This is a genomic window from Egibacter rhizosphaerae, from assembly GCF_004322855.1.
Taxonomy (GTDB): domain Bacteria; phylum Actinomycetota; class Nitriliruptoria; order Euzebyales; family Egibacteraceae; genus Egibacter; species Egibacter rhizosphaerae.
In genome coordinates, this window is sequence record NZ_CP036402.1 from 3,782,285 (window position 1) to 3,795,770 (window position 13,486).

13 protein-coding genes are annotated in these 13,486 nt (G+C 70.5%); 7 read left to right on the top strand and 6 right to left on the bottom strand.

What is annotated here, in order from left to right:
• Window positions 1-60 precede the first annotated feature (60 nt).
• The gene (locus ER308_RS17380) at window positions 61-384 is read right to left on the bottom strand and encodes a hypothetical protein (protein ID WP_131156161.1); all 324 of its coding nucleotides are present in this window, start codon (window positions 382-384) and stop codon (window positions 61-63) included.
• A 330-nt stretch (window positions 385-714) separates the two neighbouring features.
• Between ER308_RS17380 and ER308_RS17385 the strand changes: the two genes are divergently transcribed.
• Window positions 715-2,391 carry an HNH endonuclease gene (locus ER308_RS17385; protein WP_131156162.1) on the top strand — a complete coding sequence of 559 codons (1,677 nt, stop codon included), beginning with the start codon at window positions 715-717 and terminating at the stop codon, window positions 2,389-2,391.
• A gap of 142 nt (window positions 2,392-2,533) precedes the next feature.
• Here the strand turns inward: ER308_RS17385 and ER308_RS22605 are convergent, their stop codons facing one another.
• Together ER308_RS22605 and ER308_RS22610 are read right to left on the bottom strand one after the other, a co-directional pair.
• The gene (locus tag ER308_RS22605; protein ID WP_240731836.1) at window positions 2,534-2,935 is read right to left on the bottom strand and encodes a LemA family protein; all 402 of its coding nucleotides are present in this window, start codon (window positions 2,933-2,935) and stop codon (window positions 2,534-2,536) included.
• Window positions 2,913-3,332, bottom strand: a complete 420-nt coding sequence (locus ER308_RS22610) for a hypothetical protein (protein ID WP_240731837.1) — start codon at window positions 3,330-3,332, stop codon at window positions 2,913-2,915. Before ER308_RS22610 ends, ER308_RS22605 begins: the two co-directional genes overlap by 23 nt.
• 113 nt (window positions 3,333-3,445) lie before the next feature.
• Here ER308_RS22610 and nth point away from each other — a divergent pair, with 113 nt between their 5' ends.
• The 3 genes from nth (at window position 3,446) to ER308_RS17405 (ending at window position 5,845) form a co-directional block, all read left to right on the top strand.
• Complete coding sequence (nth, locus tag ER308_RS17395) at window positions 3,446-4,174, top strand: endonuclease III (protein ID WP_205745699.1); 729 nt, start codon at window positions 3,446-3,448, stop codon at window positions 4,172-4,174.
• Window positions 4,175-4,269: 95 nt separating this feature from the next.
• Entirely contained in the window at window positions 4,270-5,259 is a 990-nt protein-coding gene (locus ER308_RS17400; RefSeq protein ID WP_240731838.1) for a 4-hydroxy-3-methylbut-2-enyl diphosphate reductase, read from the top strand.
• Window positions 5,260-5,353: 94 nt separating this feature from the next.
• Window positions 5,354-5,845, top strand: coding sequence for a DUF5658 family protein (locus ER308_RS17405; RefSeq protein ID WP_131156164.1), 492 nt, complete (start codon window positions 5,354-5,356; stop codon window positions 5,843-5,845).
• A gap of 159 nt (window positions 5,846-6,004) precedes the next feature.
• Here the strand turns inward: ER308_RS17405 and ER308_RS17410 are convergent, their stop codons facing one another.
• Together ER308_RS17410 and ER308_RS17415 are read right to left on the bottom strand one after the other, a co-directional pair.
• Window positions 6,005-6,292, bottom strand: a complete 288-nt coding sequence (locus ER308_RS17410) for a 4a-hydroxytetrahydrobiopterin dehydratase (protein ID WP_131156165.1) — start codon at window positions 6,290-6,292, stop codon at window positions 6,005-6,007.
• A gap of 15 nt (window positions 6,293-6,307) precedes the next feature.
• Entirely contained in the window at window positions 6,308-7,474 is a 1,167-nt protein-coding gene (locus tag ER308_RS17415) for a ribonuclease D (protein WP_165492204.1), read from the bottom strand.
• A gap of 108 nt (window positions 7,475-7,582) precedes the next feature.
• On the opposite strand from ER308_RS17415, the gene mshB reads away from it, so the two are divergent.
• Window positions 7,583-8,449 carry an N-acetyl-1-D-myo-inositol-2-amino-2-deoxy-alpha-D-glucopyranoside deacetylase gene (gene mshB / locus ER308_RS17420; RefSeq protein ID WP_131157084.1) on the top strand — a complete coding sequence of 289 codons (867 nt, stop codon included), beginning with the start codon at window positions 7,583-7,585 and terminating at the stop codon, window positions 8,447-8,449.
• Window positions 8,450-8,451: 2 nt separating this feature from the next.
• On the opposite strand, the gene upp is transcribed toward mshB, so the two are convergent.
• Entirely contained in the window at window positions 8,452-9,099 is a 648-nt protein-coding gene (gene upp / locus ER308_RS17425; protein WP_131156167.1) for a uracil phosphoribosyltransferase, read from the bottom strand.
• A gap of 332 nt (window positions 9,100-9,431) precedes the next feature.
• On the opposite strand from upp, the gene ER308_RS17430 reads away from it, so the two are divergent.
• Together ER308_RS17430 and ER308_RS17435 are read left to right on the top strand one after the other, a co-directional pair.
• Complete coding sequence (locus ER308_RS17430; RefSeq protein WP_131156168.1) at window positions 9,432-11,987, top strand: cell wall-binding repeat-containing protein; 2,556 nt, start codon at window positions 9,432-9,434, stop codon at window positions 11,985-11,987.
• A gap of 166 nt (window positions 11,988-12,153) precedes the next feature.
• Window positions 12,154-13,422: a BMP family lipoprotein gene (locus ER308_RS17435; protein ID WP_131156169.1), complete on the top strand. Its 1,269-nt coding sequence runs from the start codon at window positions 12,154-12,156 to the stop codon at window positions 13,420-13,422.
• The last annotated feature ends 64 nt before the right edge of the window (window positions 13,423-13,486 follow it).

The following is a 13,486-nucleotide window of genomic DNA, read 5'->3' on the forward strand; positions in this document are numbered from 1 at the left end:
AGGCCGTGATTCGTCAGGCCGTGATCCGCCAGGGTGGTCATCTCGGCAGTCGGGAGCACTTCATCCGCCGTGATCTCCGCTCGCTCCGGAGTCACGTGCGCTCCAGACGTGCTCCGGCACGAGGCTCATGAACCTCCGCACGGTGTCGGCCGTCGGAGCGAGCTCCTCGGAATCCCACGGTCCTTCGCGGGTCGCGACGAGCCAGCCCCCGACGAGGTCCCAGCCTTCGAGTTTCTCGTCGAGCAAGAACTCGATCATCTCCTGGTGCAGCACCTCGCGGACGACGGCCTCGTCGTCGGCGTGCACACGGAACCGCTGGTCGAAGGCCGGCGAGCCCGTCTCGAAGCCGGAGAAGCCAACCTTGCCCGCGAGCTTGCTGAGCACGTTCTCGCTGTCGATCCGAAGCGTCGGGACGTGCGCGGGTAGAGGCGCGACGGCGACGCCGTGCGTCTGTGACCGCGTCCCCCGTCGACCGAGAGGACCCCGCACAAGCATGTTGGCTCTCCATGGCTTTCATGGCACGCGAACGCTTACCACGACCTTAACAGGGGACGCTGTCCACCTGTGCCGCTCCCCGGGACGAACCCGACAGCAGGGTGAGGGCTCGAGCCTCGTCATCCGGCAAAGTATCGCTATTTCGGAGCACTGCCTGGATCTTTCCACAGATTTGGTGTGGTGCGGTGTGTTGTCATAGGTGGCGGGCATCATGAGGGTATGTCGAACAGGTATTCGCTGCACCAAGCACCGCCGGCCTCGCGCGAGGACGGCCGCGACGGCGGCGGGCCGGTGGAGACCACCGCGGGCACCCCCGGTGACCTCGCAGCGCTCGAGGCGGCGCTGGAGCAGGCCGAGGCCGCCCTGGCGCGCGCGGTCATCGCCGCCGGCCGGCTGGCCGGCAGCGGGGTGTGCGAGCAGCAGGAAGGGCTGCCGCTGGAGCGGTTCGTGTCGCTGGCGGTCCGCTGGAGCGGCCGCGACGCCCGCGCCTTGGTGGGCATCGGTGAGGTGCTGGGCGACATCCCGGTGCTGGCAGGGCTGGTCGAGCAGGGGCAGGTGTCGTACTCGCAGGCACGCGCGGTCGCCGGCGGGCTGGGCCGGCTGGGTCGGGCCGCGCGCGCGACGGTGGACAAGCGCATCGGCGCCACCATCGCCGCGCGCGGCGGCGTCGACGGCTACGACCCCGACGGGCTGGTCGACGCGGTCGCCGACGCGGTCGCTGACTGCCGCGAGCAGCGCGCGGCCACGCGCCAGGACCAACGCGCGCGGGCGAGCAACTACCTGCAACTGCAGCCGGGCCTGGACGGGCGCGTGCAGTTGTTCGGCGACTGCGACGCTCTCGCCGGCGCGGTGATCATCAACGCGCTCGACGCGGCCGCGGGCACCCCCACCAACGACGACGGCGACCACGCGCATCACCACGACGACGACCGCGACGACGACGACGCGGGCGCGGGTGCGGGTGCGGGCCTGCCCGAGGGGGTGGCGCCCACCCGGCGGGGTCGGGCCTACGCCGATGCGCTCACCACGATCGCCAGCCACTACCTCGCCGGCGCCAGCGACACCGAACGCGCCGCCGCGGCCACCCCCAACCACCCCAACGGCGCGGGCACCACGAACCACCCCAACGGCGCGGATCCTGCGGGCGGCTCGGGCACCGGCACGGGCACCGACGACGCGGGCGGTGCGGGCGCGGGCGGCTCGGCTGCGGGCGCCGCCGGCGGCTCGGCTGCGGGCGCGAGCTCTGCCGGGCCTGCGGGCGCAGGGGCGGGACGGCGCGCGCGGCCGCTGGTGATCGCCCACGTGCAACTGTCGCAACTGTTCGGCCTGGCCGACGGACGCATCGAACTCAACACCCGCGGCGGATACCCGCGCGTGTCCGCGGCCACCATCGAGGCGCTGGCCGCCAGCGGCGACGTGCGCGCGGTCGTGTTCGACGGCGCCCGCCCCCTGGCGGTCACCGACAAGATCGCCGCCGACCACATCCCCGCCGCCACCCGCACCAGCGTGCGCGCCCGCGACCGCGGCTGCCGCTTGCCCGGCTCACGCGACCCCATCGGCCACACCGACCTGCACCACCTCACCGCCCGCGCCGCCGGCGGCGACCACCACCCCGACAACCTCGTCGCGCTCTCACGCCGATGGCACACCCGCGTGCACCACCACCACTGGCACCTGACCCTCGACCCCGACTCAGGACAACTCACCATCCGCCGCGGCGACCGCCAATGGCACAGCCTGCCGCCCGGCACCCCACTCGAACCCGCACCTGCCCCTCCTGAACCCGAACCACCGCCCGACCCACCCGACCCGCCCCAGGACAACCCCGAAGACAACCACGAACCCGACCAGCACGACCCGCCAGACCCCGACCACCACGACCCGCCACCCTTCTAACCCCCACACACCCCCGCCCCGCGCACCCACCCGTGCGCGGGGCACACGCGCGGTCAGCCATCCGTCCACTGAATGATCGAGGGCTGCCCGCGCGGAGGGCAGGCGATCCGGTGGCGACGCGGGCCTCAGCTCGCTTCGTGACCTAGTCGGCCGTCCCCCGCTCGAACCCCGGAACGGTCGTGCGCACGGGGTCCTCGACCTCGAAGTAGGGTTCATGCTCCCAGGAAACGAGCCCGCGGAGGAACCGCCACGGCACCGTCTCGCCGAGCGTGTTCCACCGACGGACGTTCGCGTTGTGCAATCGACGGATCGCCGCGATGCGGTCCTCGGTCTCGGCGAGCTGGTGCTGAAGGTCACGGAACCGGGCGTCGGCTTTCAGGTCGGGATAGCTCTCGGCGACGGCCAGCAGTTGACGCAACTCGCCGGCGAGGCGTTGCTCGTCTCGGATCTGCCCTTCGTGCGCCCCGTCGTTGGCAGCCGCGACCGCGCGTGCCTCGACGACCCGCTCGAGGACGTCCTGCTCATGCGAGGCGTATCCCTTCACGGCCTCGACAAGGTTCGGGATCAGGTCGTAACGGCGACGCAGTTGGTGCGGGCAACCGCGTAACCGCGACCGCGTAACGGTACGTGCGGGTAGACCGGTTGCGACGGGAGCCGCTACGTTGCTTGTAACGGTAGTCGAAGAGCGTGCACCAGTCGTCGGCGGAACCGATCGTGACGACGTTCGTGCAGCGGCGACCGAACCCGCGGTCGAACAGCGAGAAGCTCGGCACCAGCCACCGGATCCACTCGTCGTTGCGTTCCTCGTAGCGCCAGCCGTTCCGCTCACACGTCGACCGGATCGCCCGTCGGCGTCGGCGTTCGCGCACGAACGCAGCGATGGCCACCGCGAGCGCCGCTGCGATGACGAGAGGGACGACGATTTCGAAGTTGATGTTCACGCCCGCACCGTCCGTCCTCGAGGTCATCAGGATCCCGCATCGTGCCAGCGCAGCAGGCTAGCAAGTCCGTCCGGTTCGGAACGGGAGAGGCCCGCGCGCTAGGCTCTCGCGCCGTGACTGGTTCGACCCGCCCCCTCGACCGGCGCAGCGGCAAGACGCTGCGGGCCCCCGAGATCCTCGATCGGCTGCACGAGGCCTACGGCGACGGCGTCGTGGAGCTGGACTGGGAAACGCCGTGGGAGCTGCTCGTCGCGACGATCCTGTCGGCACAGTCGACCGACAAGAAGGTCAACGAGCTCACCCCGTACCTGTTCCGCAAGTACCCCGATCCGGCGGCGGTCCTCGCGACTCCCGAGGAGGAGCTCGAGCGCGACATCTACCAGACCGGCTTCTACCGCCAGAAGTCGCAGGCGCTACGAGGGGTGAGCGCCGCGCTGCTCGAGCACCACGACGGGCAGGTTCCGACCTCGATGGCGGAGCTGATCGCACTTCCCGGCGTGGCGCGCAAGACGGCGAACGTCGTGCTCGGTGCGGCCGCACCCGGGGCCCACGCCGCTGATCCGGAGGCCGGCATCGCGGTCGACACCCACGTCAAGCGGCTGGCCCGGCGCCTCGGCTTCACCACCGAAACCGATCCGAACAAGATCGAGCGGGACCTGATGCGGCTGTTCCCCAAGGAGCGGTGGCCGCGGGCGAGCCTCGTGATCATCCTGCACGGGCGGAGGGTCTGCGAGGCTCAGCGGCCGCGGTGCGCCGACTGTGTGCTCGAGGACCTCTGTCCCTCGTCGCTGGCCGCGGGGTGTCGCGACAAGGCGCGCCAGGCCAAGGAAATGGGGACCTGACCCGGCCGTGAGGGTGGGTCCGATTCGGTCAGCGCTCACGTGCCGCCCGCTGACCTAGACTGGTGAGGGTCCCCGCTGCCGATGAGCGAGCGATCATGCCTGCGAACGGTTCAGGTTCCACCGGGCCCACCACCGACGAGCTGACGGTGCTGCTCGCCGCTCCGCGCGGGTTCTGCGCCGGGGTGGAGCGAGCCGTCGACGTGGTCGAGCTCGCGCTCGAGCACTACGGGCCGCCGATCTACGTCCGACACGCGATCGTGCACAACACGCGGGTCGTCGCGGACCTCGAGCACAAGGGCGCGGTCTTCGTCGAGGACGAGAACGACGTGCCGGAGGGCGGGCGCATCGTCTACTCGGCCCACGGGATCCCGCCGGAGGTCCGCGACAACGCCGAGCGTCGGGGACTCCGCGAGATCGACGCGACGTGTCCGCTGGTAACCAAGGTCCACTATGAGGCCAAGGACTTCGCGAACAAGGGCCACGACATCATCCTCGTCGGCCATGCGGGCCACCAGGAGGTCGTCGGGACCACCGGGCACGCTCCCGAGGCGATCCACCTCGTGGAGACACCCGCCGACGTGCACGCGCTCGAGCTTGACGATCCGGAGAACGTGGCCTACATCACTCAGACCACCCTTTCGGTGGACGAGGCGAACGAGGTCGTCGACGCCATCCTCGAGAAGTTCCCGAACGCACGCGGCCCCCGCGGTGACGACATCTGCTACGCGACCACCAACCGTCAGGACGCCGTGAAGGTCCTCGCCGAACGCAGCGACGTCGTGCTCGTGATCGGCTCGGACACGTCGTCGAACTCCAAGCGGATGGTCGAGGTCGCGCTGGGCCACGGTGCCGCCGCTGCCTACCTCGTCGACCACGCCGGGGATCTGCGCGACGAATGGTTCGACGGGGTGTCGCGCGTGGGGCTCACGTCGGGTGCGAGCGCGCCCGACGTCCTGGTGCAGGAGATGATCGACGCGCTCGATGAGCGCTTCGGGGCCGAGGTGCGCACTGTGGACGTGGTCGACGAGCAGATGCACTTCGCGCTGCCCAAGGAGCTGCGCGGACTGCCACTCGCGAACGCCTGACCGCGCCCGACCCCGGGGCAGGCTGCGGTGACTGACGGCGCGAGGCGATCACACAGGGTGGTGCAACGGCGTCGCGTTGGGTAGGGTCATCCGCGTGTCCGAGCAGACCCCACTGACTCGAGGGCCGCAGGCCGCGGCCCATCGAACCCCGTCCGCGGCCTGGCCCCGTCGGGAGGCCGAGCCGCTCCCGCAGGCGCCAGGGGCGCACGTCGAGATCGACGTCACTGACGAGGCCGTGCGGACCGATGGCGGGCGCGTGGTCATCGACCTCACACCGGGTGACCGCGGCTCCGCGAAGGCGCAGCTGACGTCGCCGCTCGGGCTGCTGGTGCTCTGCAACGTCCTCAACGTGCTCGACGCTGGCCTCACGATCCTGTGGATCGACATGGACGTCGCGGTCGAGGGCAACCCGATCGTGGACACGATCGGGTTCCCGGCGAAGGTCGTCGGCGTGGCCATCGGGTCGTGGATCGTCTACCGGGTTCGTCCGCGGGTGTTGTGGCTGCCGATCGTCGTCCTCGCCGCGGTGAACGCCTACCACCTGCTCGGCGCGGTTTGGTTCGTCCTCCTTCCGACACTCGGGTGACACCGGCGCCAGCGCGCCCTTCACCGGCTATCAGCACGATCTCAAGCCGTATCCCCGTCCCGCTCGGCGAACGTCGTGCCCTCCGCGCGTGGGTGAGGGGCGCCGTCGCGCGGAAGCGTGACCGCGTGCGGGTGGGCCGCTGAGCTCGCGGGCACTGCGTCAGCCGAGGCGCTCGTCGATCGCCCGGGCCTGCTCGACGTCAGCCTCGGTGACCCCTCCCTTGAAGTGGGTGATGTAGGTCAGCGTCACCTTGTTCCAGCTGATCGCCACGTCGGGGTGATGATCGGCTTCGTCGGCGAGCTCGGCGACGCGGTTGAGGAACGACACGGAGTCGTTGAAGTCCTTGCGCTGAAACGTCTTCGAGATGCCCTCGTCCGGCGTGCCCGACCAACCGTCGAGCTCAGCCACGCGTGCCTGCAGGGTCGCGTCGTCCAAGAGGTCAGCCATTGCGGCGGTCCTTTGTCAGGCGTCGTCGGGTGAGCGTTCCTCGTCCCGGTCACTTCGCTCCGGAGCCGTTCCCGCGGGCCCGATGCCCAACGCTTCGCAGAAGGGTTCGCGCAGTAGATCCCACTGCCAGCTGCGCAGCCCCAGGGCCTCCCTCAACTCCTCGCCGGATCCCGGGTCGGCGAGCACGCCGTCGAGCAGCGTGCGGCTCGGGCACAGCACGCCCGCATCGATTCCGAGCTCCTCGGCGATTGCGGCACGGACCGCCCGCAGACGTTCGGCGGCCGCACGATCGTCGTCGGTCGCGCGGCGCTCCGCCCGCCGCCCGAGGGGCTGCTCGGGAGCGCGCGCCAGCGCGTCGACGATCTGGTCGCCGAACCGGTGGACCGCCTGCCGGCGAACGCCACGCGCACCCAGCTGCCGCGGCGAGCTCGGAGGGTCGGCGGCCAGGTCGACGATGACCTTGTCGCCCACGATTCGCGAGGGAGCGGTGTCGGTGGACTTCGCGAGTTCCTCGCGGGTCTCCCACAGGGCACGGGCCCGCCCCCGCGCTCGCGGGTCGAGGCGGCCGATGCCCTTGAGCCGTCCCCAACTGCGCCGGTCCTCGACCGATGGCTGGGCACGCTCGGCCTCGCGCTCCTGCACGTACCAGTGCCAGCGGCCGGAGGTCTCCAGCCGGTCACGCAACGCCGCCCAGAGATCGAGCAGGTGCACGACGTCCTCGGCGGCGTAGGCGAGCATCGCGTCGGTCAGCGGCCTCGCCTCCCAGTCCGCACGCTGCATCGCCGCCTTGTCGGCTTCGAGTTCGATTCCCAGGAGCTCGCGGTGCAGGGCGCCGAGGCCGGTCGGAAGCCCGAGTATCGCGGCGGCGATCGCGGTGTCCTCCACGTTGGGGGGCACGACGTCGTCGGCCTCCAACGGGGCCAGGTCGTTCTCCATGGCGTGCAGGATGACGGAGCGGGGCTGGAGGAACGTCGCCAGGGGAGCGAGGTCGTCGATCGCGAGCGGGTCGACGAGCAGGACCTGACCGGACGCGCCGACCTGCACGAGCGCGGCCGTCCGGAAGTAGCGGTTCCAATCGGCGCGTTCCACGTCGACGGCCACCTCCGGGGGGTCGCCGAGGCTCGACAGGGCACTGCGCAGCTCGCGGGGTTCGTCGACAAGACGGTAGCAAGTGTTGGTCACGGGGCCTCCTGGTCGCTGCGGCGAGGATAGGACGCCGCGGGACCGAGGCGCGGCAAGCCGGGTACGCTCGAACGGCCGAGGCCACCACGTCGGAGAGGGGAGCGTCCCGTGCTGACACCTGCCGCTGCCGGGCTGCTCTGTGTGCACGCCCACCCGGACGATGAGGTCATCGGCACCGGGGGCGCGATCGCGGCGGCAGCCGATCGCGGCCTGCGCGTGGGTGTCGTCACCTGTACCGGCGGTGAGGAGGGTGAGATCGTGGGGGCCGGCATGGATCCCGACGAGATCCGGCCGCGGCTCGCGGCGGTCCGGCGCGAGGAGCTCGCGGCCTCCCTCGACATCCTCGGCGCGCAGGGCCCCCGGCTGCTCGGCTACCGGGACTCCGGGATGATGGGCGAGCCGTCGAACGACGCGCCGGACTGCTTCTGGCAGGCGAACGTCGATGAGGCGGTGCGGCGGGTGGTCCGCGAGATCCGGGCGTTCCAGCCGAGCGTCCTCGTGACGTACGACGCGTTCGGCGGATACGGCCATCCCGACCACATCCAGGCCCACCGCGTCACCCTGCTCGCCAGTGAGGCAGCGGCCATGGCGGCCCTCTACCCGGAGGAGGGATCGCCCTGGCGCACCCCGAAGCTTTATCTCACCACGATTCCGCGGTCGCAGATCGCCCGTCTCAACGGGCTGCTGACCGAGCGCGGCCTGCCCTCGCCGTTCGGTGAGACCACCGAGCCCGACGAGATCCCCATGGGGGCGCCCGACGAGTGGGTGACGACCTCGCTGGACGTGCGGCCGTGGCTCGACCGCAAGTGGGCGGCGCTGCGCACGCACCGCACCCAGATCAGCGAGGACTCCTTCTTCCTGAACATGCCCGAGGACCTGCGCGACCAGGGATTCGCGACCGAGTGGTACATCCGCCATTGGAGCGACGTGGCCGCGGCCCTGCCCGAGGACGACCTGTTCGCCGGGATCCCGTGAGCCTACGAGGTGCCGAACAGTCGGTCACCGAAGTCGCCGAGCCCGGGAACGATGAAGCCGACGTCGTTGAGGTGGCTGTCGATGGCGCCCGTCACGACACCGACGTCGGGGTGCTCGTTCGCGAGCCGCTCGATGCCCTCCGGTGCCGCGACGACACACACGAGCTGGACGTTGCGGGCCCCGCGCTCCTTGAGGAGCGACGCGGCGAAGGCCGCCGACCCGCCGGTGGCGAGCATCGGGTCGAGCAGCAGGGTGCTCGTGCCGTCGAGGTTGGGGACCTTCAGGTAGTAGGACGTGGGCTGCAGCGTCGACTCGTCCCGCTCGAGGCCCGCGTAGCCGACCTGCACGTCCGGCAGAAGGTCGGTCACGGCCTCGAGCAGCCCGAGGCCGGCGCGCAGGATCGGGACCGCGACCACGCCACCGTCCAACAGCTCCGCGTCGGCCTCCTCCAGGGGCGTGGTGACCCGCGCGCGACGGGTCGGCAGGTTGCGGGTGGCCTCGAGCACGAGCACTGTCGACAAGCGCTTCGACAGGTGACGGAACTGCTCCGGGGGTGTGGACTCGTCGCGCAGGCCGGCCAGCAAATGGCTGGTCAGCGGGTGCTCGACCACGGAGACGTTGGCGGGGGTGCGCGCGGAGGGCTCGACCATGAGGCCGGATCCTAACCGGGTCGAGTGCGCGCGTCATCGCGGTTGTGGCCGGAGCGCCAGGGACGTACCGACAGCCCGCACCGATGAGCTCCGCGGTGGTGTGCGCTCCACGAAGGCGGACCCGCACCATCACGACTTGTGAATACCCGACAATCCGATGGGTTCCGAGATGTCAACAAACTCCCTATCGGGTGAGTCGTCGTTTTCATAGAGTCTGCGGTTAGCCCCTTGCCGGTTCGCACACCAGATGGCGGGAGGCGGAGCGGCTCACGCGCACCGTCTCGCTGCCGGCGGGCCCAGCACCGGCGAAGTCCAAGATAAGGAGGTCTCGCATGGCCGTGCTATCGCACCACGATCACGCCGTACCGCTGTCACGCGTGGCGCTGGCGCTGTTCGCGAGCGTCGCCGTGGCCATCGCGCTGGGGTGGTCGGTGAGCTCGGAACGAGCGCTCGCCGACGACCACGATGGTGAGGCGAACGTCGACCGCATGGATGACATGCAGCTGTTCAGCCTCGACGACGACTCCGGGTACACGCGCGAGTGGGGCGACGAGGCGTTCGGTACCGCCGCGGCGCTGTCGGAGCGTGCGTTCGCCAACGGGGCCGACGAGGTCTACATCGCGACCCGCGACGACTTTCCGGACGGGCTGGCCGGCGGGGCGGCCGCAGCCGCCGAGGGGGCACCGCTCCTGCTCGTCACCGAGGACTCCGTGCCCGAGGCCACGAGCGAGGAGCTCGACCGGCTCGACCCCGACGACCTCGTGCTCCTCGGCGGGACGGCCGCGGTTTCCGGTGACGTCGAGACCGACCTCGAGGCCTACGGCGAGGTGGACCGCCAGGGCGGTGCCGACCGCTACGAGACGGCCGCGGAGGTGGCCGGCGGTACGGACGTCAGCACCGTCTTCGTGACCACCGGCGAGAACTTCCCGGACGCCGTGGCCGGCGGTGCAGCCGCGGGTGCCGAGGGGGCCTCGGTCCTGCTGACCCAGGAGGACGAGCTGCCCGAGGTCACCGCTGACGCGCTGGCCGACGCCGACCCCGACGACATCGTCCTGCTCGGCGGCACCGCGGCGGTCTCGAGCGACGTCGAGGACGCGCTCGAGGAGTACGCCTCGGTCGAGCGGCTCGGGGGCGACACGCGCTACGAGACCGCGCAGCTGGTCGCCGAGCGGTTCGACGACGGCGACCAGAGCTACGTGGCCACGGGCGAGGGCTTCGCCGACGCGCTCGCAGCCGCGCCCGCAGCCGTCGGCGACGGGGCCCCGGTACTGCTGACCCAGACGGGCACGGGAACGGCCGCGGCAGCGGACGAGATCGTCGCGCGCGGCAGCGCAGAGATCGTCGTGGCCGGCGGGACCGCCGCCGTGGCCGACGTCGCGGTCGCGGACCTGCTGGGTGCGATCACCGACGAGGCGACCGTGGTGGGAGACACCCACCTGCACGGGACGTACGGCGACGACGAGGGTCCGAACCTCGCGCGGTACAGCCAGCTGGCCGCCGACCGCATCGACGCCCACAACGATGCCTGGTTCATCGGCGGGGGCGACGAGTTCGCGCCGTCGGTGTTCTCCAGCCTGTTCGAGGCGGACCACATGATCCCGGCGCTCAACGAGACGCCGCTCAGCTACAGCCCCTACGGCAACCACGACTGGGACTACGGCCCGACGCTCCTCAAGGAAGCCGTGGCCGAGAGCGACTTCACGTGGCTGAGCGCCGACATGCGCGACGCGGAGAACACGGACGAGGTCTTCGCGGCCGATGAAGGGGCGCAGCAGTACGAGCTCCTCGATGTCGGGAGCTTCACGGTCGGCCTTACGGGGCTCGCCCCCCTCGAGGTAGAGGACGTGACCCAGCTCGAGGACGAGGACAACGAGGCTGTCCAGCTTCCGGTGCACGACGCGCTCGACGAGGTCGTCCCGATGATGGAGGACGACGGCGCGGACGTGATCATGATCGCCAACCACCTCTGTGGCACGGATGCGCGCGATGTCGCCGAGGAGCGTGACGACATCGACTTCATGCAGGGGGACGACTGCTCGGAGGTCCTCGACGAGCCCGAGCGCTTCGGGGACACGATCGTCTCCCTCGTGGGCGACGAGTACGACCACATGGGCGAGGCGACGTTGTTCGTGCGCGACGGCGAGCTCGTGGCCCTGGGCTTCCACCGCCACGACCTCGACGAGAGCTACCCCGAGGACGAGGACGTCCGGGCGGTCATGGACGAGTGGGAGGAGGAGCTCGACGACGAGCTCGAAGAGGTCATCGGGACCCGGCTCACCGACTGGGACACCCGCAGCCCTGACCCCGTCCGCCTCCGCGAGACGGGCATCGCGAACTACATCATCGACGCGATGCGCGACTACCACGACGCGGACGTGGGACTTACCAACGGTGGTGGGATCCGCAGCGACGAGCTCTACGAGGCCGACACCGACATCTCGCTGTACGACGTGTTCGCGGTCCTCCCGTTCGGCAACACCGTGACGATGGTCGAGATCGACGGACAGGGGATCTGGGACGCCCTCGAGCTCGGGGTCGCCGCGGTCGAGGAGGGCTCCGGACAGTTCGCCCACGTGAGCGGCATGGAGTTCACGTTCGATCCCAACGGCGACCCCATCGACATCGAGGATGGGGAGATCGTCTCGGATGGGTCGCGGATCCAGGAGGTCACGATCGACGGTGAGCCGATCGACCTGGACGAGACCTACACCCTCGCCACGAACGACTTCACGATGACCGGGGGCGACGGTTATGTGATGCTCGACGAGGCCGAGCACGTGGTGGAGGGCCACCACGGCCCACTGATGGCCGAGGTCGTCGCCGACGCGGTCCGTGAGGACGGCGACGTGACGGCCGAGGTCGACGGCCGCATCCAGGAAGTCGAGTAGCGCGCTACGGACCGGCTACGGGGGCGGTCGTACGGCCGCCCCCGAACGCCTACCATGGGCGACAGCGCGGTACGGGGGTGACTCGCACGACGGGTCGATTCGCCCGCGTGCTGAGGCGAAATCGCGCCGAGGCCGGCTCGGCGGGAAAACACATCAGGAGGGGAACATGGCCAGACGATTCGCGATGCTCATCGCCCTACTCGCCGCACTCGCCCTGCTCGTCGCGGCTTGCGAGGACGTCGACCCCGAGGACGACCCGGCGCTCGACGAGCCTGAGGAGGAAGAGGAGCCCGAGGAGGACGAGGAGCCCGAGGAGGACGACGAGCCCGACGAGCCCGACGAGCCCGAGGAGGACGAGGAGCCCGACGAAGAGGAGCCCGACGAGGAGGACGTCGAGACCGGCGCCGACGTCGGCGAGGACGTCGATCCCGAGGGTGACCTCTGCGTCGACGAGGCGGCCGAGGTCGAGGCTCCGGACGACTTCACGGTCGGCCTCGTGACCGACATCGGCAACGTCGATGACGGCACCTTCAACCAGTACGCCTACGAGGGCGTGCTCGAGGCGGCCGAGTGCTTCGGCATCGACGACGAGAACATCGCGGTGATCGAGACCCAGAGCGAGGCCGACTACGAGCGCAACATGGAGTCGATCCTCGACGCCGATCCCGACGTCGTGATCCCCGTGGGCTTCCTCCTGCAGGACGCCACCGAGAACTTCGCGCAGGAGAACGAGGACGTCATCTACGTCGGCGTCGACCAGTTCTCCGACGGCGAGATCGACAACTTCGTCGGACTGCAGTTCCGCGAGGACCAGGGCGGCTTCCTGGCCGGCGCCATGGCGGCGCTGCTCACCGAGTCGGAGATCGTCGCCGCGGTCGGTGGGCCCGAGGACGTGCCTGCGATCCCGCGCTTCCTGAACGGCTACCAGATGGGCGTGGACCACGTGGATCCGGACGTGACCGTCCAGGAGATCTACATCCCGTCGTTCGACGACCCCGCGGAGGGTCGTGCCGCGGCCGAGCAGTTCATCGGCGAGGGTGCCGACGTCGTGTTCGGTGCCGCGGGTGTCACCGGCTCCGGCGCCATCCAGGCCGCCGCCGAGCAGGACGCCTGGGTCCTCGGCGTCGACCAGGACGAGTACTACACCACCTTCGAGGAAGGCGGGGTCGAGGGCTCCGAGCGCCTGGCCAGCAGCGCGGTCAAGCGAATCGACGTCGGCGTCTTCGAGAACATCCAGCTGATCATCGAGGACCAGTTCGAGCCGGGGAACTTCATCCTCGACGCGGAGAACGAGGGCATCACGCTCGCGCCGTACAACGAGGCCGACATCCCCGAGGATGTCGACTCCGAGATCACCGAGATCGAGGAGGGCCTCGCCGACGGATCGATCGAGACCGGCGTCGACCCCGAGACCGGGGAGCTGCTCGACGAGTAGCCCGACGCGGGAGCCCTGCCGCAAGTGACGTGGCTGCGATGATGGGCGGCGGGCGCCGAATCGG

Excerpts from the sequence above, each read along its gene's own strand:
- ER308_RS17385 (WP_131156162.1), top strand. The coding sequence starts at position 715 with ATGTCGAACAGGTATTCGCTGCACCAAGCACCGCCGGCCTCGCGCGAG.
- ER308_RS17400 (WP_240731838.1), top strand. The coding sequence starts at position 4,270 with ATGCCTGCGAACGGTTCAGGTTCCACCGGGCCCACCACCGACGAGCTG.
- ER308_RS17410 (WP_131156165.1), bottom strand. The coding sequence starts at position 6,292 with ATGGCTGACCTCTTGGACGACGCGACCCTGCAGGCACGCGTGGCTGAG.
- upp (WP_131156167.1), bottom strand. The coding sequence starts at position 9,099 with ATGGTCGAGCCCTCCGCGCGCACCCCCGCCAACGTCTCCGTGGTCGAG.
- ER308_RS17430 (WP_131156168.1), top strand. The coding sequence starts at position 9,432 with ATGGCCGTGCTATCGCACCACGATCACGCCGTACCGCTGTCACGCGTG.
- ER308_RS17435 (WP_131156169.1), top strand. The coding sequence starts at position 12,154 with ATGGCCAGACGATTCGCGATGCTCATCGCCCTACTCGCCGCACTCGCC.